A 22,171-nucleotide genomic window follows, 5' to 3' on the forward strand; every position below is an offset into this window, starting at 1 on the left:
GCGCGCTTCGTACCTGCTCCAACTGGCCGGCGGTGAGCTTGGTCACCGACTCCAGGAATCTCTTGAACTGGCGGGCGTTCATCGACTGCTCTCGTCATATCAACGACCAAAGTCTAGCAGCTATCCACGCTTAACCTGAACAGCGCCAACTGGAGATTGATGACATGACAGTGGCAGCCGTCCCGGCTGAGGGAAAGAAGATCTGGGTCAACGCCGAATACTGTGTGGAGTTTCATAAGCACAGCAAATGCGACGTGACATATTTCAAGACGATGTCGGAAGTCACGACATTCATCGAAGCGAACTTCCGCCACTACGGGGAAGGATTCAAGGTCGACGGCATTAGCTTTCGACCGGCTCGCTTTGTCTGGGATTTGTTCGGCGAACTCGAGGAAGAGAGCGATCGGTGAGGTGTTGCTGACGCTGTGATGTTTCCACCCACCTGGGGAATCCGTCCCCTGGGATCGATTCCCGCTGTTTGGAGAATCGATATGGAGGGAAATCGAAAATCGTTCTGGCAGCACTGGAACGACTGGCTCGCGCAGGCTTCCGATCATGAACTGGAAGTGCTGGAGCGCTATCTGCGGCTCGCCGCAAAGCGCAAGGGAAACACGAGTGTCTCCGGGGACAACTTGGTGCGCCTGTGGATCCGTTGTTGACGTCGGTATCAAACACAGCTTGGCTCCTGTAACGGCTGTGGATCCTTCGGGATCTGGAGTGTGATCGTTTCAACCATCCCGCGGGGACCGCATCCCCGATCGGGGTCGTGCCGGAACCCGCATTTTCAAGGAGTCTTGAAATGCAATTCTTGCGCAATCTATCCGCCGGCTTCCATCGCCAGCCCACCCAAAACGGTCACGTTCCGTTCTGGCAAGGCATGAGCCGGAACTATCCGAAGTTCCTGGTGACGCTGGAGCTTGGCTATGTGCAGCGTCTAACGGTTGGTGTCTCCGCGCCACATGAAGACGGGGCGACATCCATCGTGCGTCGCGCGCTGGACGCCGGCACGCTCTGGAAAGACACCGAAAGCATGCCGATCCTGCAGCACGGGTTCGAGCCTGCCAAAGCGGAACGTCTCATCCAGGGCATGTCCGTGCACGAGGTGGACGACTTGCCGGAGGCGGATTCATCTGTTTCGATGATGCGGTGCTATGACGCATCGTTGACGCTCTTGACCTTCGCTCGGCAGGTGCTGGAGGAGTGTGAGCGCCACCAGGACCTCGATGACCCGGTCTCCGACACGTTCACTGTGGAACTGGCCGCCGATGACATTCGAAAGCTGGCGAAGTTGGTGAGTACGCTCGACGACTGCTGAGCGTCGTCTTTCTGTTGATCCCAGCGGGGAAATCGCTTCCCTGCCCAGGGTGACGATTTCCCTCGCCTTCGATATGCATGGTGTTGGAGATTTCACCGATGGAAAACAAGCTGCATACGCAGTTGCTTCAAAAGATGGCGGGCTATCCGCTCGGCTCACAGTCGGAGGCGAATGATCCGATGGTGCTGGTTAAGCTCTTTGATGTTGCAGGGGCTGCGACCTGGTGGGTGACCGAGTATGACCCTGAGGACAGGATCGGCTTTTGCTACGTGACCGGCATGGCCTACGACGAGTGGGGAACAGTCTCGATCGATGAGCTGTTCGAGATGTGGATGACCTTCGCCACAGATCCGCGGCGCAATATCTGGCGCGTGCAAACCACGAAGCCGGGCATCGGTACGCCACGAATCGAGTTGGATCGTTCGTTCGAGCCGAAGCTGTTCAGTGAGGTGAAGGCGATGGTGGCGAAGTATGCGTTGAGAGCTAGCAACGCATACTGAACGTCGCATATCACGCAACTTGGAGAGGGTAACCTCTTTGCACCTGATCGGATCTGCCGAGTTTCCTGGAAACAGGATCCTTGGCGGTCCGAACCTTATCCGCGTGTTTCTCGCCGAGCAGTCCTAACCCAGACAGATGCAAGGCACCTCTCGCGAGTCCATCGGGTTCGCCGAAGACGGCAGGCAACTTATAGCCATCATAATGGATTGGGGGAGTTGGTCGCCGAGGCCCGCCCCTGACAGAGGATGCGATTCGAGCGCGCAAAGCGGAAGATGTCGCAGGCCGTCAGTACGGGTTAGTTTCAGCGTATGGACATGATGGAATGCCGCTCAGGGCAACGGTTTCGGAGCCTCTTTCGATATCCACAGGGAACATAGCACCGCCTTACCAAAGCAGTTGGAATTTCCATAGCGTCCAATGGCGCGAGTGATCGAGGACGCCGCCAACGTGGGCGACGACCTGCTGAATCAGGTCTCCGTGATTTGAGATTGCCAGTCTGTTCGTCGACCGGGAGATGCACATCAAGCGGTACATCCCGAAGGTCATAGATCTGTCCGGCATCATTCTGGGGGGGGGCGGCCCTTGTTTGACCTGATGCACCGGCCGCAATATCCGTCGGCTTCTTCAACGATGGTTCGACAGCCTATGCGACGGTCTGTGTCAGCTGATACGTCGTTGAATAGCTGAAGCGGCTCGCCGGGTGAACCCCGGTCGTTACGGCGATCACCTTGTCGCGCAGGAAATAGGTTCGGATGATTCGTAACCCGGCCGATCCCTCCGGTACCTGAAGAACATCAGCTTGTGTGCCTTCGATCAGCAGTCCCTGCACTTCTTGCTCGACTCGCGTGACTTTGATGCCGTACTGCTTTTCGACCATCGTGTACACAGGAACGTCCAACGTTGCTCCGAGCGGGGGTAACTCACTGAAAGCCCCGTCGACGTAGATGTCAACAAGAGCGATCGCTTCATTTGGGGGAGCGCTGCCATATCGAGTGCCAGCGATGTGCAACCAATTCACGCCGGGCGAGCAACGCAACAAGGCGGTCAGGCATTCGTCGGCGTTTATGCGTTCGCACAGCGACTTTCGGAGCGTTGTACCTTTGGCATAACCGACTAGGTCGGCAGGTGAATCCATTACCTGCATGAAGCGACTCAGGGGGCGGTCTGAGACAACGCGCGTACCGACGCCTGCTTGTCGGGTAACCAGTCCGAGGCTGCACAGCTTTTGCACCGCCTGTCGCACGGCGTAGCGACTTAAATTCCACTTTTCGCACAATTCGGCTTCTGTGGGGAGCAGTTCACCCACAGCAGGATGGCCGTTGTGGATCTCCTGCATCAGCGTCCGTGCCAAATCAATATGGCGGGGAGGCGCGGGAGCCAGGACAGCTGGATAGGCTTCGATCTCGTCTTGCATGGTTTTCAAAAAGCGATGGGTTCTTGGCTTGTCGTCTCGGGCCGCAGGGGCTGCTACCTGCCATGAGGATCACAAATCCTATCACGATGCACAGGGTTACCCCCAATATTCGAATGTTCGAACAAACTTCTATAGTTCGGCCATCGATGTGATGACGGATCGGTTCGCCCCGCCCCGCAACCCATCGCCCTCGTTTACTGGAGATACCTCGAGCATGTACCCCATCGACTTCCTGTGGCGCGCCGTTCACCGGCATCCGAATCGGGTAGCCATCATCAGCCCTGCTGGCGATCTTTCCTTCCGGGACCTGGCTCGCATGGTGCTCGAACGGGCGGCGGCGCTCACGGCCATCGATCCGGCTCCTCGCAGCCTGATCTGCGTCGGGGCCGCAAACACCGTAGACCATTTGGTGGGCATCCTGGCCATTCTGGCTGCAGGCAAGGTATGGGTACCGCTCAACCCGCGCAATGGCGACCCCGAATTACACCGCATCGTCGAGTTTGTCGAACCGTCGCTCGTGCTTGCCGACGCCGACATGGCAGGACGTTTGACTGGCATCCCCGTACGCCTGCATTCGCTTGAGGATTTGGCGCGCGGTAAGGGTGAGACAGGTGCAGTCGTAATGGGCCCGCACTCGCAGGGCGGGATTGGTCTTGACGAGCCGCAGGCCATCAAGTTCACCGGCGGCACCACTGGCTATCCGAAGGGGGTAATCCAGCCACTGCGCGCCTGGAACACCAATATCGCAACCCAGATCCACGAACTCGGCCTGGTTCCGGAAGATAGGTATCTGGTCGCCGCTCCGATTACACATGGCACGTCGACATACATGCTTCCCGTACTGGGTGCTGGCGGAGCGCTGATATTTCCGGAGTACGCCAAAGTATCTGCGTTGCTTGACGCTGCAAGCACGCATGATGCGAGCTTGTTCTTCGCGCCGCCCACACTGATTCTTTCGCTGGTCGAGGAGCAGCGCCGCTCGCCGCGTCCACTGCGCTCCCTGCGCTATCTTGTGTACGGCGGCGCACCTATGCGCCCGGAACAGATCCGCGACGCTCAGTCGGCTTTCGGACCCGTCCTGTGCACCTCGTTTGGCCAGACCGAGGCGCCCCAGATCATCACGTTCCTCCCCCCGGCGGAGATGACCGGTGAAAATCTGGCCTCCGTGGGAAAGCCATCACTGCTCACCCGGGTGGCCATCGTCGACAAGAACGGTATTCCGCTTAAAGCCGGGGAAGAGGGCGAAATCGCGGTACGCGGCGATCTGGTGATGAGCGGCTACCTGAAGGCGGAAGAGGAAACACGCAAGACATTGGTCAATGGCTGGCTGCGCACAGGGGATGCCGGCGTCTTCGACGAGCGCGGTTTCCTATTCCTGCGGGACCGTATTCGCGATGTGATTATCACCGGTGGCTTCAACGTCTATCCCAGCGATGTCGAGGTGGTGCTGTCGGGGCACCCGGCTGTAGCGGACTGTTCGGTGGTCGGCATACCGGATGCGAAGTGGGGGGAGGCCGTCCATGCTGCCGTGCAATTGCGTCCGGGAATGAGCGTCGACACCCATGAACTGATCGCCCTTGTCAAGCACGAGCTCGGCTCGGTCAAGGCGCCCAAGCATGTACATCTGTTCGACGCACTCCCGCGCAGTTCGGTCGGCAAGGTACTAAAGCCGGCGGTTCGATCGTCCATCCTGAGCACTCGGAGCCAATAATGACCAATTCGAACGAAGCCAAAGCGGCCCGCTCGAAGCTCTGCCGCTACACGAGCCAGGCCGTCTACTATGGCGAAGATGATCTGGTAAGCGACCTGCTCGGTCGGGCCAGCTTCGTCGATGTCTTCATGAAGCAGACCTTTGGAATCGTGCCGACCGCGGCACAGCGCCGGATTATCGAAGCTGTGCTCGTGACGCTGATGGAGCACGGCATGACACCTAGCGCGATTGCCACACGCATGATCTATGCGAGCTCACCCGAAAATCTCCAGGCTGGCGTAGCGGCAGGCCTGCTGGCGGTAGCCAGCCGCTTCGTCGGCACCATGGAGCCGGCGGCCGAGCTCCTGGATCGCATCGTGGATGCTGGCAACGATGGCCTGAAGGAATCGCAGCGTATTGCCCAGGACTTTCGTGTACGGCGGGAAGCGGTACCGGGTTTTGGTCACCACTTGCATCGGCCAGACGACCCACGTGCGATTGCGCTATTGAACCTCGCGCGCGAAGTCGGTACCCACGGACCACATTGTGCCGCGCTGGAGCAACTGGCTGCCGAGGTCGACGCTGCAGCCGGACGTCACATAACGATCAATGCAACGGGTGCAATCGCCGCAATCCTGGGCGATATTGGCATCCCCGCGGCGCTCATGCGTGGCTTCGCCGTCCTTAGCCGTGCGGCCGGCTTGATCGCTCATATTGCAGAAGAACAACGCGAGCCTTCGGGACGATTCATCTGGGACCTGGTCGACGGCGCGATGACGCCTGAACATTCGGCGGAGTGACCATCCCCAAACGGCAGGCGAAGTCTTCCTGATCTTTCGTACCATCCCATCCGCAGTAGGAGGAGACAAAAATGACCCAAGCAAATCATTCCATTCAGCGCCATCACCATATCACCCTGAATGTCGGCACGGCCCAGGAAGACTATGACTTCCACACCAAGGTGCTCTCGCTCAAGAGCGTCAAGAAGACCCTGATCTACGATGGCGGTACACCGTTCTACCACCTCTACTACGGCAACGACCTCGGCGAGGAGAGCACGCTGATCACCTGCTTCCCGGTATCTCATTTCGGCCGGAAGGGCAAGCGTGGGGCCGGGCAGATCGGCAACTTGGCGCTGTCGGTGCCGGCGTCAGCCATTCCGTTCTGGGAGAAGCGCCTGACCGACCACGGCTTTGAGGTTGTTCGCTCCGAGCGTTTTGGCGAGCGGGTCCTAACGTTCGCGCATCCCTGTGGCATCGAGTACGAGCTGATCGGTATAGCCGACGACGCTCGCAAGCCTTACTCCAATGGCGAGGTGCCGGCCGAGTTAGCAATCCGCGGCCTGCACACCATCGCAGTGAACGTGCGGGAGATGGAACCTTCGCAGGAGTTTATGCAGGACGGCTGGTCTGCCCGCGAGGTGGCGCGAGACGGCAAGTACGCTCGCTATGCATTCGGCGAGGGCGGCTCCGGCAAGTTCGTCGACTTCGCCCTGGAAACGAGCATGCCCCAGGCGAGCTGGACCTATGGCGAGGGCACCGTGCATCACTGCGCGTTCCAGGTGGCGGACCATGTTGTCCAGGACCTGGTCAAGGCCAGGCTCGAGGGCATGGGTTTGACCGACACCTCCGAGCGCAAGGACCGCGGGTACTTCGAATCGATTTACGTGCGCACGCCCAGCGGCGCGATGTTCGAGGCCACAGTATCCAAGCCTGAGGGCTTCCTGATCGACGAACCGTACGAGAAGCTCGGCACCGAACTACAGATCGCACCCCAGTTCGAAGGCCAGCGCGCGACGATCATGGAATCGCTGGAGACCTTGAAGTACTGAGTCCCAGCGGGCGCACAAGCTGCGTCCGACTGCACGCTACTGGAACACCCCGCGCAACGCCACATGCCATACGCCAATCCTCATCTGCATCAACCGGTAAGTACCTTCGGAGCAGCCACAGCGCGCGATGCGGCGCTTGCTGTCATCCTTGTGCATGGCCGTGGCCAGTCGCCCGCGCTGATGCAGGAGATGGTGGTCAGCCGTTTTGCGCGGCCAGACATCTCATGGCTTGCACCGTTGGCGGCGGAAAACTCCTGGTACCCGGAGCGTTTCATCGAACCACTTGAGGTCAACGAGCCGCGGCTTTCGCAGGCGCTTGAACGCCTGGATACGCTGTCGGAGGAACTGCGGATGCTTGGTTTCCCATACGAGTCCCAGGTCCTGATGGGTTTTTCGCAGGGCGCGTGTCTTTGTAGCGAGTTTGTCTGGCGTCAACGACGACGTTACCGCGCGCTAGTCGCATTCACCGGCGGACTGATCGGCCCGCAGGGCATGCTACGCGACACTTCGCATCGCAATTTTAAAGGAATGCCCGTGCTGTTTTCAACCTGGGAGCAGGACCCGTTCGTACCTGCGAGGAGTGTGCGGGAATCAGCCGCACTATTCCAAACGGTGGGTGCCGACGTGACTTTGAAGGTGGAGGCTGGCACGGAGCATGGCATCCGCGACGCCGAAATCGGCTATGCCAGGGCCACCCTGGACCAGAGCGCGTCGCAAGCCCACTTAAATTCCGCCCGGAGCCGTTAGCATGCAGCCCTTTGTGCACGAAACCCACGGAGCCCGCGTTGTCTTTGGCGGCGGGGCGCGCCAGTTCCTGCCGCGTGAGCTCGAGCAACTTGGGATGCATCGCGTATTGGTGCTGACCACCCCTGAGCAGGTCGAACTGGGCCAACAGATTGCGGGCATCCTAGAGAATCGTTGTGTTGGCGTGTATGCCAAGGCAGTGATGCACGTGCCTGCCGACGTCGCGCGCAGCGCCATCGATACAGCGCGGACCTTAGGCGCTGACGGATGCGTTGCTGCCGGTGGGGGATCGACCATCGGGCTTGCCAAAGCGATCGCGCTCGAATCGGATCTGCCGATCATTGCCTTGCCAACGACCTACGCTGGTTCGGAAATGACGCCGCTATATGGAATCACTGACGCGGGCCTCAAGAAGGCAGGGCGGGACTGGCGCGTAATGCCCCGCGGTGTTATCTACGACCCCGAGTTGACATTGACGTTGCCGCTAGCCCTGAGCATGACCAGTGGGATAAATGCCATCGCACACGCTGCCGAAGCCCTGTATGCCCGCGACGGAAATCCAATCTATAGCCTGATGGCCGAGGAAGGCATTCGTGCGCTCGCCGGTGCACTGCCGCGCCTGAGACGCGCATCCGCTGACATCGATGCCCGCAGCGACGCACTGTACGGTGCCTGGCTGTGCGGCACTGTGCTAGGCAACGTGCAGATGGGCGTGCACCACAAACTGTGTCATACCCTGGGCGGCAGCTTTAATCTGCCGCACGCAGAAGTGCACACGGTGATTTTGCCTTATGCGCTCGCCTATAACGCCGACGCGGCGCCCCAGGCGATGGCGCGTATTGCGAAGGCAATGGGGCGCGAGAGCGGACCGGCTGGCTTGCGTGAACTCGGTGAATCGCTTGCTGTGCCTCGTTCGTTGCGCGAAATCGGCATGCCCGCCGATGGTCTTGATCGAGCAGCCGATCTGGTGGTGGAAACACCTTATCCCAATCCGCGCCAGATCGAGCGAGGGCCGATTCGCGAACTGCTGCAGCGTGCATATGAAGGTGCCGAACCGGCTTGAGGGCGCACCAATGGAGAATAGAGAGAAATCCATGTCGTACATCATTCGTTGCTATTTTCGCCCCGGCTCGGCGCAAACGCGTCTGAAGATCCGGCCGGCGCATATCCGCTATGTCATTTCCAGGCTGCCCGAGATTGTCTGCGCCGGTGCATTGTGGGGGGAGGATCAACAACCGCAGGGCTTGTTTCTTGCCATCAACTGTGCCGAGAGAGCGCAGGCGGGCGAGTTCATCGCGGACGAGCCGTACTGCCGCGCAGGTCTGTTCGAGCGGATTGAGGTCGACCGCTTCAACCAGTTCGTCCCCCACGCGAATGCGCGCATCCTGCATGAGGAGTTGGAGCGAGCCCTGGAAGCCGCCGCTTCCGCGGCGAACTGAGGATGGCAGGCGCGTGCGCTGGTCTGGTTTGCAGCGCGCGGCAAAATTGACAGAGACAGAACGAGAGGGCAGAGCGCATATGCGCATCCGCCACAAAATCCAGGTCTAGGAGACCCCATGTCAATCGACCCCACATACCCGGCACGGGTGCCGAGACCCGGCGCTTCGTAGCGTTCGTTTAGGCGTAGCGGCGACTTTCCAGGTCTGCAAAGCCGCGGGCGCTTTTTCATCAGTTCAAGCAAGAATGCGCAGTGAAACCCTGCAGGGCGGCATTCGCCCACGACAGGTGAGCGCACGCGATGGCAGCAGCGGGGTGCCTTGCCGACGCGTCCCACGTGCCGCCCATACAAGCAGCCCTCAGCCTTTAGATGTCCTATTCAGAAAGAAGACGTGAGTCATGGAACGTATCAAACGCATCATCCTGTCGGGGCTGCCCATCACCATCATCGGGGGACTCCTTTATGCCGGCCTCTTCGTCAAGCCCAAGCCGGTCGGCAAGCCTGTCGAGCAACCGCTCGTCGAGCGAGGTGATGCCTTCTACGGCATCGTTGCCCTGCCCAATGGGTCCATGTGGGCAGTCGGTTCCAATGGAAAGATCCTGCACAGCGAAGATGCCGGGCAGAACTGGCGCAAGCAAAGCGCGGCCAGCCGCGAGACGCTGCAGGATGTCGCGGCCTGGGACGCGCGCCGGGCCGTTGCCGTAGGCAACGAAGGCGTGGTTCTGACGACGGAAGACGCGGGGCACTCGTGGGCGCCGGCGCAGGCACCGAAGTCGGCTATCAGCAACAAGCTGATGCGCGTCCACGTCAGTCAGGACGGCAGCGCCTGGGCGGCTGGCAGTGGCGGTGTGCTGTTGCGCTCACGCGACTATGGCAAGAGCTGGCAATCCGCCGCGCAAGGCGAGGACAGCGCTTGGAATGGCATCGCCTTCGACGGGCAGCGCGGATGCGTGGTGGGCGAGTTCGGCCGCATCCGGATCTCAAATGATGCTGGCGAGAGCTGGACAGGCGTTGCTAGCCCGGTCAAGCACAGTCTGATGTCGGTCAGATTCAGGGACGCCGGCCACGCTGTCGCCGTTGGTCTCAGCGGCACGGTATTGGTGAGCGACAACGGCGGCGCAAGCTGGATGCAGGTCGGCAAGGCGACAGATGAGGATCTCCTGGACGTTGCGTGGGATGGCAAGCAATGGATTGCCGTGGGCGACAAGGGCGTCGTCCTGGTGGCCGGGAAGGATGCCGGCAAATGGCGTCTGACCCGCTTCGCACCACAAGACCGCGGCTGGTACACCAAGGTGCAGGCACAGGGTGGCAAGTACTACGTCGCCGGCTCACGCTTCGCCGTTAAAGACGCCGCCGCTTTGTAAGGCAGCACATAGAGCATTTGGAGGAGAACATGAATACGATGGATCGAGGCAGGCTCGAACGCTTTGTCGAGTACTGCATACACCGGCGAGCTTACGTGACCGGCATCTTCTTTCTGGTGACGGCCGTGATGCTTGTGGCCGCCTTGCGGGTGGAAGTCAGGACTGTTTTCGAAGATCTGCTGCCGCGCAGCCACCCCTATATCCAGGTTCACGAGCAGTACAAGCAGGCGTTCGGCGGCTCGAACGTGGTCAGCATTGTGCTCGAGGCCGAGAAAGCGGACATCTTCAACACTGCGTTCCTGGCCAAGGTCAAGACGGTGACTTCCGCCTTGCAGCAGGTTGATGGCGCCAATCAGTTCCAGATAGTCTCGCTGGCGTCGCGCAAACTCAAGGAGATTCGTGGCTCGACCGAAGCCATCGAATCGAATCCGCTGATGTGGCCGGATGTGCCGCAAAGCGAGGCAGGACTGGAGACCTTAAAGCAAGCCGTGCTGAACAATCCGCTCGTCTACGGCGCCTATGTCTCGAAAGACCTCAAGGCTGCCCTAGTCACGGTGGATTTCTACGAAAATGCGGCCGACTACAACAAGATATTCCCGCAGGTGATGGCTATCGCCGATGCGGCACGCGGCGACGGTGTGCGGGTGCGCGTGACCGGCGAACCCATCCTCTACGGCTGGGTGAAGCACTTCCTGCCAGAGACGCTGCACATCTTCCTGTTCACGATCGGCTGCCTCGTGCTGCTGCTGTTCATCATCGCCCGTACCTGGCGCGGAACGCTGCTGCCGCTTCTGGCAGGACTCAGCAGTGCCATTTGGGCACTCGGCGTCGCACGTCTGTTGGGCTTTAATCTGGACCCGCTGGTGATTGTGATCGCGTTCCTGATCACGGCCAGGGCTATCTCGCATTCCGTGCAACTAGTATCTCGCTTCGATGAGGAGATTGCCGCGGGCGCCAACACCACGAAAGCGGCTGCGAAGGCAAGCATGCTGCAGCTTTTCAAGCCGGGCATGCTTGGCGTGATTGCTGATGCCGGCTGCATGGTCGTCGTGGTGCTGACCCCCATCCCGCTGATGCACAAGGTCTCAATCATTGGTACGGTGTGGGTGATGACAATCGCGCTAAGTGCCTGCGTCATGACGCCGGTACTGCTCTCGTGGGTGCGTTACCCGCGCGGGTACGCCCACCGCCTGGACCTCGGGCGTTACCTGGACCGCATCCTGAATGTTTGCGTACGGAGCGCGACCTCGCGGTGGCGCTATGCAGTGCTCGCGTCTGCGGTCGCTGTGTTTGCGGTTTCTGGGTGGTACGCCACCCGCATTCAGGTAGGGGACGCGCAGCCCGGCTCTCCGATTCTCTGGCAGAACTCTTCCTATAACCGCGATGCGGCAGCGATCAATCAGCAGTTCCAGGGCGCTGACAGGCTGTATGCCGTGTTCTCGGGAACCAAGCCAAATGCTGTGAAGGAGCCCAAGGTTCTCGAGAACATTACCGGATTGCAGCGCTACATGGCCGCTCAACCCGAAATCGGCGGCAGTGCCTCGATCGCGGACGTCATCCCCATGGTGAGGCGCGTCCTGAACGAGAACAATCCGCGCTACCAGGAACTGGGCCGTACCGCGCAAGAGAATGGGGAACTGATGTACATGTTCGTCTCCGGATCCGATCCAGGCGACATGGCCCGCTTTACCGATGCCCAATCGCAGAACGCCTCGGTGACGTTCAACTTCCGCGATCACCAGGGCGAGAGCATTCGCACGGCAATGGCACGGCTTAAGGCCTATGTAGATGCCCATCCCCTTGCCGAAGGCACCTACCGTTTGGCGGGCGGCCTGGTTGGTGTCCTGGCGGCGGTCAACGAGGTGATTCTCGCAGGACAGATCGAAAGTATCGCGCTTGCGCTGCTGGTGCTTGTGATTTGCTGCGCGGTGGCCTACCGCTCCGTGACGGCCGGCATCTTCTTCATGGTGCCCGTGATTCTCTCCAACACCATCACATTCAGCTATATGGCGTGGAAAGGCATCGGCATGAACCTGAGCACACTGCCGGTGGCGGCACTGGGCATTGGCTTGGGGGTGGACTACGCCTTCTACATCGTCGACGGCATAAAGGAAAAACTCAGCGAAGGCAAGGATCTGCCGGCAGCCACGATCGCATCGCTGCACGGTGCCGGCCGTGGCGTGGTGGTTACCGCGCTCACGCTGACTACCAGTGTGGTGCTTTGGTGTGCCTCGTCGCTGCGATTCCAGGCTGACATGGGTGTGCTGATGGCCATCTGGCTATTCGTCTCCGCGCTGAGCGCCCTGTTCATCATGCCGGCGATGGTACTGGTGTTCCGGCCGGCGTTCATCGTAAAGACGGCAGGCAAGGGGGTGACGCCGGGATGTCACAACGTCGCAATGAACGCGGTGCCGGAGCGCTAGGACCTCGCTTCGGTGAAAAAACAATAAGAGAGCATTAACAGGAGGAGACAATGAAATTGAATTCTTGGTACGAACTCGGCATGAAATCCGGTGCGGCTGGTCTGGCGTTGGCGCTTCTAGCTGCCTCATCGAACGCTCGGGCCGCCGCGGCGGACGAGTCCGCCACGGTCAGTGCGCAAAGCGCCGCGGACAGCGAGAGCAACTCGGAGAACTACAGCTTCCACTTGGGCGGATACGCCCGGGCCTGGGCCTCCTTCAATCTGCAGAACCCGCCGGAGACGAGCAAGAACGACAGGTATTCGCCATCCATGGTGCGGGGTTCGCTGTTGCTCGATGCCGATGCGAAGACGGGCCCGGTTACATGGAAGGTCGTAGGGCGGGCGGACGAAGAGTATAAGACGCCCTATCTCAAGGATCTTGAGCGGCAGAACCAAGAGCATTCGCCAGGTGGGCCGGGTAGCCGGTTGATGGACCAGTACAACCGGGCGGACCTGCGCGAATACTACGCAGATTTCTCACCAGTAGACCGCGTAAATTTCCGTATCGGCAAGCAGCAGGTCGTCTGGGGAGAAACGGACTTTTTCCGTGCGCTTGATCTGGTCAACGGCTTCGACTACCGCTGGCGGTCCTTCCTGGAGCGCGAGGGCGACGAACTGCGCAAGCCACTCTTCCTGATCAAGACCAAGATCAATGTTCCGGAGGCGGACGGCAGCCTGCAGCTTCTATTTCGCCCCGGCATTGACCGCAATCGGGACGTTGGCAATAGCTACGACCTCTATGGCGGCCGCTGGGCGGGACAGCCATACAAGGGCGTGGACTTCCTTGCGCCTGGCGCGCTGAACTACAACTACAGGCAGCCTGGCGCGAACGTTCAGGACAAGACAGGCGGTGTACGGTGGGAAGGTATCGCGGGGCCGGTCAACTATTCGTTGGCGTATCTCAAGACCTTTAGCAACGATCCGGTCGTCAACTCCGCCTTCGCGCCATCCGGCGCCGCACCCACAGGCGCGCTGGGCGATTTCATCTTCCCGAAGATCGACCTGTTCGGCGCGACCGTCAGCGGCTATGTGCCGGTGATCGATTCGGTGCTGAGCACGGAGCTCGTCTACACGCGCAATGCACCATACAACGTCGGTACCAACTTCTTTGGTGGGGCCCTCCCTGGATTTGGCGGCATCATCAAGAAGGACCTGGTCACCACCATGGTCCGAATTGACAAGAACCTGAACCTAACCAAGCTGCTCGGCACGAGCCGACCGTCATTCTTCTCGGTCCAAGTGTTCGATAAGTGGATTCAGAACTACAAGCAGTCGGACGATATCGTCAACATGGTTGGCTATGGCGCGGCGGCGAAGGAGCACTCCACCATCGCCACGGTGATTCTTGGCTTGAACTACAAGAACGACAAGATCAATCCCCAGCTAGCCGCAGGCGTGGACCTGCAGGGCCGCGGCGGCTTTCTGATCCCGAGCGTGGAATTCGTCTACGGCAACCACTGGCGACTGGTGTTGGAGGCGGATCTGTTTTTCTCGAAGAACCAACGATTGCCCGGCCAGGTGGAAGGCTCAACGCGCCTGTTCGGTTCCTTTGCCAATAATGACCAGTTCATTGCTCGTTTGACACGACAATTCTAAGCAGGAGACATAAATCATGTATCGCATCAAGAAGACCCTCGCCCTGTGCATGTTCGCGGCAATCAGCGCGGGCGCAACGGCAGCCGTTGCCGCGGAGCTGCCCGCCGGCACCGTAATCGACAAGGCCAACATTGACAAGGTCAAGAACGACACGTTCGACGGCCATACCATCGCGAGCCTGTTGACCGAGAAGCTCGAGTGGCAGATTCGCAATACCGGGCTGAAGATTCCACTTGGCCACGCCAAGCCTGTGCAACTTGATCCCAAGTACCTCGAGGCCACCAGGAAGAATGCGGGCAAGGCGCAATTCGATGAGAAGACTCGCGAGGTTACGGGCTGGGTGGCCGGCATTCCCTTCCCCGAAGTCAGCCAGAGCGACCCGCATGCGGGCGACAAGCTAATCTGGAATTTTTACTACGCCTCACCGGAGGGCGACGTCATCAACAACAAGGCGACCTTCCTGATGATCAGCGGGGAGAAGGGTCTGGAGTCGACGCAGGACTGGCTGTTTCAGCGGTACTACATGAAGGGACGGCTTAGCGGCGACAAGCCGGTGCTGGGCGACGGTAGCGTTCTCAGCAAGACGTTGTTTGTTGCGACGGCACCCGAGGACATCAAGGGGGTGGGCACCTTCACCATCCGCTACGACGATCCGAAACTGGAGGACAGCTGGGCCTATATCAAATCGGCGCGGCGCACCCGTCGCCTTTCTGGCGGCGCATGGATGGACCCAGTTGGCGGGCTTGATGTCCTGAATGACGATATCTATGTATGGAACGCCAGGCCTTCGTGGTATCCGAAGATTAAATTGGTGAGTCGGCGCTGGATCCTGGCGATATCCGATGCCAAGCTTGGCTACACGCCTTCGAAGAAGGGAACACCGGAAGAGTGGAAAACGGTGGACTTAAAGGATCCCCCGTACTGGAATCCCGTGCAAACGTGGCAGCCGCGTGAGGTCTGGGTCATCGAAGGCACTCCCCCGACGGAACACCCCTATGGCAAGAAGGTGGTCTACATGGACGTGAATTATCCGCGCGTCTATATGGGCGAAGCCTATGACAAGAAGGGGGAATTCTGGAAATTCATTAATTTCCACATGACCCCGTCAGTGGGTGAGGATGGCACGAAGTACTCCTCATCGATCCAGGGCGACATCATCGATTTCAAGGCGCATCACGCCTCCATCTACCTCTTCCGCGGCTACAAGCTCAACGAAGCGAAGATCAAGGAGAGCGATATGAGCTACACCGCGCTGGAAACCATCGCCAAGTAGCACGGGTCGGGTGTCCGCTGACGTGCATGCGGGGCGGACACCTTCCTGCACTGTTCTCGGCTGGAATGCCCACCAACCTTCAGGGAAGGGATGCACAAGCCAGTCGCAAGCAACAGGGATCATGACGAGATTGCCGTGGACGGAGCACGGAACAGAGCAACAGGTCTACAAACATCGGAGGGCGGGAGAGCGATCATGGAAACAAGAACAATGACGGACGAGCAGCGCAAGGCAATTGCGCTCGAGTACTTCAAGCGCATGGACCGGGGCGAGAGCGTCCTTGACCTGTTTGACGAACACGCTGAGTTTTGTTTTCCCAAGTGGGGTATAGCGCAAGGCCATGAGCAGATCGGCCAACTGTTCCAGGATTTGATGGGCATCATGGAATCGATTCGTCACGATGTTGCCCATGCAAATGTCATACAGCAGGGGGATCTATTGGTGGTGGAGGGTACCTCCAGCGGAAGCCTCAAATGCGGCGAGACGTGGCGCGCGGGGATGACTCATGCGGGTCGCTGGTGCGACGTTTTCGAGATCCGTGACTTCCGGATACAGCGCTGCTATGTCTATCYGGACCCGGACTATGGGGGCAATGACGTAGAGCGCTATCCATGGCTGAGCAAGCAGGGCGAGAGCCGGCGCTGAAAAGGTATTCCGTGTGCGACGCAACGGCGCACACGGACAGCCTCATCCACTTTGTAAGCAGACAATAGGACTACGCGGTCTTGCTAAGGTCGGGCGATGATGTTTCCGGGGCCTGCCGCAATCAGGATGATGAAGCCGCCAATGATGCTGATATGTTCCAGAAATCCCGTGAAAGACACGGTGCGCTGCGCGCCTTTCAAATTCCAGAAATCGTAGAATACCAATGCGGTTGCCAATGTGAACACTGCAAGAAGTAGCGAAGCGATGCCGGTCTGCCATCCTGCCATGATGGCGATGCCACATGTAAGCTGGACCAGTATCGTGCTTGAGAGGATAAGGCGCGGAAACGGAATGTGTCGTGATCTGACTTCATCCAGACCATGACTGAAGAACAGGAGTTTATTGGTTCCGCTGAGTACGTACATGAATGCGATAAATACGCGTCCAGCAAGCAGGTAGTAATCAGACATAAAGACTCCCAATGGGGGCGCTTAGGGTGGGAATGCGTGGCCGCATTTCCGACATGGAGGAGAACCGACCGGCCCGGTACGGTTTGCAGGGCCGGCCCGGCTATAGTCAGCTACGATCGTAGGAGAATTGGATTCCGGCCGTGCCGCCTGTTTCAACGAACAGGTCAATGAATGCCGGCACGGTTTCCGCCCTTGCCCAGTCGCGCTGCAGTTCGCAGAACAGCTGCGCAACGCTGATCATCTTGCCGCCTGCTTGTTCGATCCGGCGCAGGGCAGCTTCGTGAGCGGCGACGGAGGTACCGCCGACGGCGTCCACCACCACATAGACTTCATATCCTTCCTTGAGTGCATCCAGAGCGGGGAACGTTAGGCAAGCCTCGGTCCACAGCGCGGTCATGATGAGCTTTTTTCGCCCGGTTGCCTCTACGGCTTTCCGGAACTCGACGTCTTCCCACGAGTTGATGGTAGTGCGGTCATAGGTCGGATAGTCGTCCAAGACGCGACGCAGTTGCGGAATAGGTGGCTTGTTCAAGCCGCTCTTCACATTCACGGTCGAGTGAATGATGGGCAGCTTGTATGCAATGGCCGCCTTCGATGTGCCAACGATATTATTGATCAGAAGCTGGCGGTCCATCGACGCGATGGAGTTCACTTGCACCGGTTGGTAATCGATGACGACAAACGCTGCGTTCTGCGGGGTCAGCAGATGGTCGCTTGCAGGATCGCGGATGGGTTCGCTGGCCATAGTTTTCTCCATATAAATAAGAAAGATGCTGCTATTCAATACGCATTGATGATGCCTGCGTGCGCACCGCGGGCTGTCGGCCTTACTTCGGTGGCTCAATGGAAAGGCGGCAAGTTTCAGGACCGTGGTGAGATCCCGTTGTTAGCTTGCCAACCGGACATTCCAGCCATTTCAAGCGGAAAGTCGAAACGCTGCGGTGAGCCTGTGCAGAATAAGCGATCCCAAGTGCTGAGCGTGATAGGCATCTGCCGAACACGGTGTTCCATCTGGTCGAACTATGTGGTCGGGCAATTGAGTGCATGCTGTCTCCGATCCATGGTCTGGTGGATGCCGGACATCGTCAGGGACCTTCGACGTGAGGCGCTCGCTGGGTCCCGCGGTTCCCCGCTTCCTCCCGCCAAGCAAGAGTCGGCGCTTCGTACTTGCATCTTTTGATATTCAAAACTTGTTTTTATATATTTTATTGGATAGTATAGTTTTTGTATCTGCCGCGGCAGACTCGCCGGATTGACCACCGTGCGCAAAGAGTCAGAGGCTCCACATAGAGAGCGGCGGACGACACAGCACATTGAACAGCGGGAGACAAAGATGGACATCAACGAGACTCACTCAAGGCTGGGCGGAAGCGCTGCGGCGTCTGGACCGCGACATGCGGTGCATTCAATCGATCACTACGCGCTGGAGGTCCCCGACCTGGCAGTGGCTGAGCACTTTCTCGACGCTTTCGGGCTGATCCCGCAGCGCAAGGGAAACTCGCTTGAGGTTTTTGCCGGTGACCAGCACTGCTGGGCCAGATTCTATGAGGGTGAACAGAAGCGCCTGGCTTACCTGAGTTTCAATTGCTTTGAAGGGGACTTCGACGGCATCCGGCGACAGCTTGCCGATTGCGGTGCGACCTTTGTGAGCGATGTGCCGTTCGGCGGCGCAGAAGGGATGTGGTTTTTCGATGTGGATGGCAACCTGGTCCAGGTCAAGGTCGGTCCCAAGACATCCCCGAGCGCGAAGTCCACCGTGCGAATGGAGAGCGCGCCGGCAGGTAGACGCGGTGCGGCGGTCAGGAGCCAGGTGCAGAGAGTCCATCCGCGACGCCTCTCTCACGTGCTGCTGTTTTCGCCTAGCGTGCCACGCGCGCTGGATTTCTATCGGGATGGGTTGGGCTTGCGCCTATCGGACAGATCCGATGATGTGATCGCCTTTACCCACGCCCCATACGGCAGCGACCATCACCTGCTTGCCTTTGTGAAGAGTTCCGCCAAAGGCTGGCATCACGCAGCATGGGATGTCGAAAGCGTCAATCAGGTAGGGCAGGGTGCCAGCCAGATGGCCAACGCGGGTTACAAACTGGGCTGGGGAACCGGACGCCATGTACTCGGCTCGAACTACTTCTTCTATGTACTCGACCCTTGGGGCTCGTTCTGCGAGTACTCGGCGGACATCGATTACATCGCCGCGGGGCAGTCGTGGCCTGCGGGCGATTTCCCGACCGAAGACTCGCTGTATCAATGGGGGCCCGACGTTCCCGACTACTTCATACGCAACACGGAAGCTTGAGGTAGCAGAGGACGTCGCGGCGGCGCGCTAGCACCGGGAGATAGCCGCCAGCGGTTTCTCCGCCCTCGGTCTTTTCCTTTAGATGCAGAGGGCTCCCCCTTCGCGATGACGGAAGCCGAGTTAGGCTGGCTTCAGAAATTTATTTGCATTTGTATCTATTTATATCGCTTGGCTGTGCGTTATGGCCTCGATCTCTAAGGGAGTTTGAATATGAAGTTGGTAACGTTCCTGCTGGATGGCCAGCAACGTGTGGGCATGGTGACCACCGAGGGCGTGTTTACCTTGCCTGCGGCCGCCGGCAATGATATTGGCGCGTTGATTGGGGCAGGCTTGAGCACAGACCAGTTGTGCAACCTGTATGCCGAAGCCAAAGCTGTGCCGGACGGCAGCCGGCTGACTTATCTACCGCCTGTTGTCAGTCCCAGCAAGATTCTCTGCGTAGGACTTAACTATGCCGACCATACCAAGGAATCGCCTTACGACCAGCCGGATTACCCGACGCTGTTCCTGCGCGTGCCGACGAGCCTGGTGGGGCACGCCGGTGCTATTGTGCGGCCATTGGTGAGTGACTCGCTGGACTTCGAGGGCGAGCTGGCTGTCGTGATCGGGAAGGGGGGCAAGCACATCGCGAAGGAAGCTGCGTTGGCTCACGTGTTCGGGTACTCGATCTTCAACGACGGTTCGGTACGGGAGTACCAATTCAAGTCTCCCCAATGGACGGTCGGCAAGAATTTCGACGCAACTGGTGGCTTCGGGCCGGTGCTGGTGACAGCGGATGAATTGCCGCCGGGCGCGGCTGGCCTCAAGCTGGAGACGCGGCTGAACGGCCAGGTTGTCCAGTCCGCGAATACCTCCGACATGCTGTACGACGTGGCCACCCTGATCGCCATCATCAGCGAGGCGATCACCCTTGAGCCTGGCGACGTGATCGTAGCCGGCACGCCGTCCGGCATTGGCTGGGCGCGTAGCCCGAAGGTGCTGATGCGCCATGGCGACGTGTGCGAGGTCACGATTGAAGGCATCGGCACGCTATCTAATCCCATCATCGACGAGCAGATGCAATAAGGCGCGCTGAGCGCGAAATCCGAGGAGACAAAATTGAAGACGATCGAAGTCCCCGTTCTTGTCGTGGGCGCTGGACCGGCGGGCCTGGTGGCCACGGCACTGCTGGCCACGTACGGAGTCCGGACCCTGACAATTACCAAGTACCAGGGCACCGCCAATTCGCCTCGCGCCCACGTTACCAACCAACGTACCATGGAGGTGTTTCGCGATCTGGGCATCGAGGATCGCGTGCGGCAGTTTGCAACGCCCAACGAATTGATGAGCAACAATGTCTGGGCGACGAGTTTTGCGGGCACGGAGATCGCAAGACTACAAACTTGGGGCAGCTCGGAGCAGCGCAAGGCAGACTACGCGATGGCTAGCCCATCCCAGATGTGCAACGCGCCGCAGCATCTGCTTGAGCCTGTCATTCTGGATTGTGCTCGGGAGCGTGGGGCCGAGTTCCTGTTCAATACGGAACTCATTCAGATCTCCCAGAACGCCGATGAAGTCACGGCTATCCTGAAGGACCGCAACACGGGTGAGACCATGCAGGTCAAGGCGCGCTATGTCATTGGCGCGGATGGCGGCGCCAGCACCGTGGTGCCTCAATGTGGATTCGAGATGGAAGGCCAGATGGGACTCGGGGCTGCAGTCAATTGCTGGCTCGAAGTGGATCTCGCCAAATATTGTGAGCATCGTCCCGGTGTGCTGTACTGGATGACCCAGCCCGGCAATGACTATTGGGTTGGGAGCGGCACCTACATCTGTGTGCGTCCATGGAACGAGTGGGTGCTGCTATTCATGTACGATCCGGCCGACGGCGAGCCCGACCTCAGTGAGCAAGCCATCATCCGGCGCGCCAGGGCTACCATCGGTGATGACTCCCTTCCCATCAAGGTAAAGGCAGTCAGTAAATGGCAGATCAATCATGTTGCGGCCAGGGACATGCGTAAGGGCCGTGTATTCATCGCTGGCGATGCCGCACACCGACACCCGCCCGCCAACGGTCTTGGCACCAATACCTCGATCCAGGATGCCTTTAATCTGGCCTGGAAGCTTGCGTATGTGATTCGTGGAGGTGCGGATGACGCATTGCTCGACAGCTATTCCGCCGAACGCCAGCCGGTCGCTAGGCAAGTGGTTGACCGCGCCATGAAGTCGGTCCGCAATATGCTGCCGATCGCGCAGGCGTTAGGATTCCAGCCAGGCCAGAGCGAAGCCGAGGGCTGGGAAAACGTCGACGAGCTCTTCGGCGACACGGAGCGAGGCCGGGAGCGGCGCCGTGCACTGCAAGAGGCGGTCGAGTTGCAGAACTACCAGTTCAATTGCCATGGCGTGGAGCTTGGCCAGACTTACCAGTCGGCAGCGGTAGTGCTGGATGGGCGGCAGCGCGAACCCTTCACGCGTGACCCGGAGCTCTACTACCATCCGACCACGTCGCCAGGTGGGGTCATTCCCCACGCATGGCTGGAGTATCGCAAGGAGCGCGTCTCCACGCTGGATCTGGTCGGACACGGTCGCTTTACGCTGCTGACCGGTGTCGGTGGTGGCGCCTGGCACCGCATCGCCACTGCCGTTTCGAAAGAGTTGGGAATCGAGATCGACGTGGCTAGCATTGGCGGCCCGAATTGCGATGCGCACGATGTCTACGGCACCTGGAACAAGCTGCGCGGTACCACCGACTCAGGCGCGATTCTGGTACGGCCGGATCGTTTCGTCTGCTGGCGGCAACAACGGCATGGCGCCAACTCCGAACGAGAACTCTCCGCAGCAATGCAGGGCATCCTCGGCCGCTTGTCGGATTCCTCGGTCCGTTGCCAGGCCGCATAGCGCACCCCGCGGCTGAGCCAATGCCGCTGGCAGGTGTGTTGCGCCAGCGGCATTCATTCGACAACATCAGGAACAGCAGGGTCCACGCTGAGCTGGCCACGGGCGACACAGAGGGCGCGAGGGCGGCGATAGTCGCGATGCGTTGCTTGCTTCGTCACCTGCTAGCCTAGCAAAATATATAATAGCTCATACTATCTATCATTCTGCGAAGGGCCATACCGTGCCGAGAACTAAGTCAGCGAAGGCGGGCGCCAAG

The 22,171-nt window shown here is 59.4% G+C and carries 21 protein-coding genes; 18 read left to right on the forward strand and 3 right to left on the reverse strand.

Annotated features, from left to right (window positions below; genetic code table 11):
* Window positions 1–164 precede the first annotated feature (164 nt).
* The 4 genes from AB4061_RS19585 to AB4061_RS19600 all read left to right on the forward strand — a co-directional run bounded on the left by AB4061_RS19585 (window position 165) and on the right by AB4061_RS19600 (window position 1,815).
* On the forward strand, window positions 165–410 hold the full coding sequence (locus AB4061_RS19585) for a hypothetical protein (RefSeq protein ID WP_441636658.1): 246 nt from the start codon (window positions 165–167) through the stop codon (window positions 408–410).
* Between the two features lie 81 nt (window positions 411–491).
* Complete coding sequence (locus AB4061_RS19590) at window positions 492–659, forward strand: hypothetical protein (RefSeq protein WP_441636660.1); 168 nt, start codon at window positions 492–494, stop codon at window positions 657–659.
* A 140-nt stretch (window positions 660–799) separates the two neighbouring features.
* Window positions 800–1,315 carry a hypothetical protein gene (locus tag AB4061_RS19595; RefSeq protein WP_441636662.1) on the forward strand — a complete coding sequence of 172 codons (516 nt, stop codon included), beginning with the start codon at window positions 800–802 and terminating at the stop codon, window positions 1,313–1,315.
* Window positions 1,316–1,413: 98 nt separating this feature from the next.
* Window positions 1,414–1,815, forward strand: a complete 402-nt coding sequence (locus AB4061_RS19600) for a DUF2958 domain-containing protein (RefSeq protein WP_441636664.1) — start codon at window positions 1,414–1,416, stop codon at window positions 1,813–1,815.
* Between the two features lie 644 nt (window positions 1,816–2,459).
* On the opposite strand, the gene AB4061_RS19605 is transcribed toward AB4061_RS19600, so the two are convergent.
* On the reverse strand, window positions 2,460–3,230 hold the full coding sequence (locus AB4061_RS19605; protein WP_441636666.1) for a GntR family transcriptional regulator: 771 nt from the start codon (window positions 3,228–3,230) through the stop codon (window positions 2,460–2,462).
* A gap of 214 nt (window positions 3,231–3,444) precedes the next feature.
* Here AB4061_RS19605 and AB4061_RS19610 point away from each other — a divergent pair, with 214 nt between their 5' ends.
* From AB4061_RS19610 to AB4061_RS19660, 11 genes are all read left to right on the forward strand, one after another.
* Window positions 3,445–4,941, forward strand: coding sequence for a class I adenylate-forming enzyme family protein (locus tag AB4061_RS19610; protein ID WP_441636668.1), 1,497 nt, complete (start codon window positions 3,445–3,447; stop codon window positions 4,939–4,941).
* Entirely contained in the window at window positions 4,941–5,720 is a 780-nt protein-coding gene (locus AB4061_RS19615; protein ID WP_441636670.1) for a citryl-CoA lyase, read from the forward strand. The genes AB4061_RS19610 and AB4061_RS19615 overlap by 1 nt, the downstream gene beginning before the upstream one ends.
* Window positions 5,721–5,791: 71 nt before the next feature.
* The gene (locus tag AB4061_RS19620) at window positions 5,792–6,751 is read left to right on the forward strand and encodes a VOC family protein (protein ID WP_441636672.1); all 960 of its coding nucleotides are present in this window, start codon (window positions 5,792–5,794) and stop codon (window positions 6,749–6,751) included.
* A gap of 63 nt (window positions 6,752–6,814) precedes the next feature.
* The gene (locus AB4061_RS19625; protein WP_441636673.1) at window positions 6,815–7,498 is read left to right on the forward strand and encodes an alpha/beta hydrolase; all 684 of its coding nucleotides are present in this window, start codon (window positions 6,815–6,817) and stop codon (window positions 7,496–7,498) included.
* A 1-nt stretch (window position 7,499) separates the two neighbouring features.
* Entirely contained in the window at window positions 7,500–8,558 is a 1,059-nt protein-coding gene (locus AB4061_RS19630) for a maleylacetate reductase (protein ID WP_441636675.1), read from the forward strand.
* Window positions 8,559–8,589: 31 nt separating this feature from the next.
* Entirely contained in the window at window positions 8,590–8,934 is a 345-nt protein-coding gene (locus tag AB4061_RS19635) for a YciI family protein (protein WP_441636677.1), read from the forward strand.
* A gap of 397 nt (window positions 8,935–9,331) precedes the next feature.
* Window positions 9,332–10,297: a WD40/YVTN/BNR-like repeat-containing protein gene (locus AB4061_RS19640; RefSeq protein WP_441636679.1), complete on the forward strand. Its 966-nt coding sequence runs from the start codon at window positions 9,332–9,334 to the stop codon at window positions 10,295–10,297.
* A 29-nt stretch (window positions 10,298–10,326) separates the two neighbouring features.
* Window positions 10,327–12,720 (forward strand): efflux RND transporter permease subunit, encoded by a 2,394-nt coding sequence (locus AB4061_RS19645; RefSeq protein WP_441636681.1) that lies wholly within the window; start codon window positions 10,327–10,329, stop codon window positions 12,718–12,720.
* A gap of 50 nt (window positions 12,721–12,770) precedes the next feature.
* Window positions 12,771–14,354, forward strand: a complete 1,584-nt coding sequence (locus AB4061_RS19650; RefSeq protein ID WP_441636683.1) for a DUF1302 family protein — start codon at window positions 12,771–12,773, stop codon at window positions 14,352–14,354.
* A gap of 16 nt (window positions 14,355–14,370) precedes the next feature.
* Window positions 14,371–15,627 carry a DUF1329 domain-containing protein gene (locus tag AB4061_RS19655; protein ID WP_441636685.1) on the forward strand — a complete coding sequence of 419 codons (1,257 nt, stop codon included), beginning with the start codon at window positions 14,371–14,373 and terminating at the stop codon, window positions 15,625–15,627.
* Window positions 15,628–15,822: 195 nt separating this feature from the next.
* Window positions 15,823–16,272, forward strand: coding sequence for a nuclear transport factor 2 family protein (locus AB4061_RS19660; RefSeq protein ID WP_441636687.1), 450 nt, complete (start codon window positions 15,823–15,825; stop codon window positions 16,270–16,272).
* Between the two features lie 83 nt (window positions 16,273–16,355).
* Here AB4061_RS19660 and AB4061_RS19665 read toward each other — a convergent pair whose 3' ends face one another.
* On the reverse strand, window positions 16,356–16,742 hold the full coding sequence (locus AB4061_RS19665; protein WP_441636689.1) for a DoxX family protein: 387 nt from the start codon (window positions 16,740–16,742) through the stop codon (window positions 16,356–16,358).
* A 106-nt stretch (window positions 16,743–16,848) separates the two neighbouring features.
* Window positions 16,849–17,487 carry a hydrolase gene (locus tag AB4061_RS19670; RefSeq protein WP_441636691.1) on the reverse strand — a complete coding sequence of 213 codons (639 nt, stop codon included), beginning with the start codon at window positions 17,485–17,487 and terminating at the stop codon, window positions 16,849–16,851.
* Window positions 17,488–18,075: 588 nt separating this feature from the next.
* On the opposite strand from AB4061_RS19670, the gene AB4061_RS19675 reads away from it, so the two are divergent.
* The 3 genes from AB4061_RS19675 (at window position 18,076) to AB4061_RS19685 (ending at window position 21,915) form a co-directional block, all read left to right on the forward strand.
* The gene (locus tag AB4061_RS19675; protein ID WP_441636693.1) at window positions 18,076–19,038 is read left to right on the forward strand and encodes a VOC family protein; all 963 of its coding nucleotides are present in this window, start codon (window positions 18,076–18,078) and stop codon (window positions 19,036–19,038) included.
* Window positions 19,039–19,248: 210 nt separating this feature from the next.
* Entirely contained in the window at window positions 19,249–20,103 is an 855-nt protein-coding gene (locus tag AB4061_RS19680) for a fumarylacetoacetate hydrolase family protein (protein ID WP_441636862.1), read from the forward strand.
* Between the two features lie 33 nt (window positions 20,104–20,136).
* The gene (locus AB4061_RS19685; protein WP_441636695.1) at window positions 20,137–21,915 is read left to right on the forward strand and encodes an FAD-dependent oxidoreductase; all 1,779 of its coding nucleotides are present in this window, start codon (window positions 20,137–20,139) and stop codon (window positions 21,913–21,915) included.
* Window positions 21,916–22,171 lie beyond the last annotated feature (256 nt).

The sequence above is a fragment of the Cupriavidus sp. YAF13 genome, from assembly GCF_052113425.1.
Classification (GTDB): domain Bacteria; phylum Pseudomonadota; class Gammaproteobacteria; order Burkholderiales; family Burkholderiaceae; genus Cupriavidus.

Excerpts from the sequence above, each read along its gene's own strand:
- AB4061_RS19635 (WP_441636677.1), top strand. The coding sequence starts at position 8,590 with ATGTCGTACATCATTCGTTGCTATTTTCGCCCCGGCTCGGCGCAAACG.
- AB4061_RS19585 (WP_441636658.1), top strand. The coding sequence starts at position 165 with ATGACAGTGGCAGCCGTCCCGGCTGAGGGAAAGAAGATCTGGGTCAAC.
- AB4061_RS19650 (WP_441636683.1), top strand. The coding sequence starts at position 12,771 with ATGAAATTGAATTCTTGGTACGAACTCGGCATGAAATCCGGTGCGGCT.
- AB4061_RS19680 (WP_441636862.1), top strand. The coding sequence starts at position 19,249 with ATGAAGTTGGTAACGTTCCTGCTGGATGGCCAGCAACGTGTGGGCATG.
- AB4061_RS19590 (WP_441636660.1), top strand. The coding sequence starts at position 492 with ATGGAGGGAAATCGAAAATCGTTCTGGCAGCACTGGAACGACTGGCTC.
- AB4061_RS19670 (WP_441636691.1), bottom strand. The coding sequence starts at position 17,487 with ATGGCCAGCGAACCCATCCGCGATCCTGCAAGCGACCATCTGCTGACC.
- AB4061_RS19665 (WP_441636689.1), bottom strand. The coding sequence starts at position 16,742 with ATGTCTGATTACTACCTGCTTGCTGGACGCGTATTTATCGCATTCATG.
- AB4061_RS19630 (WP_441636675.1), top strand. The coding sequence starts at position 7,500 with ATGCAGCCCTTTGTGCACGAAACCCACGGAGCCCGCGTTGTCTTTGGC.
- AB4061_RS19655 (WP_441636685.1), top strand. The coding sequence starts at position 14,371 with ATGTATCGCATCAAGAAGACCCTCGCCCTGTGCATGTTCGCGGCAATC.
- AB4061_RS19615 (WP_441636670.1), top strand. The coding sequence starts at position 4,941 with ATGACCAATTCGAACGAAGCCAAAGCGGCCCGCTCGAAGCTCTGCCGC.
- AB4061_RS19645 (WP_441636681.1), top strand. The coding sequence starts at position 10,327 with ATGAATACGATGGATCGAGGCAGGCTCGAACGCTTTGTCGAGTACTGC.
- AB4061_RS19675 (WP_441636693.1), top strand. The coding sequence starts at position 18,076 with ATGGACATCAACGAGACTCACTCAAGGCTGGGCGGAAGCGCTGCGGCG.
- AB4061_RS19620 (WP_441636672.1), top strand. The coding sequence starts at position 5,792 with ATGACCCAAGCAAATCATTCCATTCAGCGCCATCACCATATCACCCTG.
- AB4061_RS19600 (WP_441636664.1), top strand. The coding sequence starts at position 1,414 with ATGGAAAACAAGCTGCATACGCAGTTGCTTCAAAAGATGGCGGGCTAT.
- AB4061_RS19610 (WP_441636668.1), top strand. The coding sequence starts at position 3,445 with ATGTACCCCATCGACTTCCTGTGGCGCGCCGTTCACCGGCATCCGAAT.
- AB4061_RS19605 (WP_441636666.1), bottom strand. The coding sequence starts at position 3,230 with ATGCAAGACGAGATCGAAGCCTATCCAGCTGTCCTGGCTCCCGCGCCT.
- AB4061_RS19595 (WP_441636662.1), top strand. The coding sequence starts at position 800 with ATGCAATTCTTGCGCAATCTATCCGCCGGCTTCCATCGCCAGCCCACC.
- AB4061_RS19640 (WP_441636679.1), top strand. The coding sequence starts at position 9,332 with ATGGAACGTATCAAACGCATCATCCTGTCGGGGCTGCCCATCACCATC.
- AB4061_RS19625 (WP_441636673.1), top strand. The coding sequence starts at position 6,815 with ATGCCATACGCCAATCCTCATCTGCATCAACCGGTAAGTACCTTCGGA.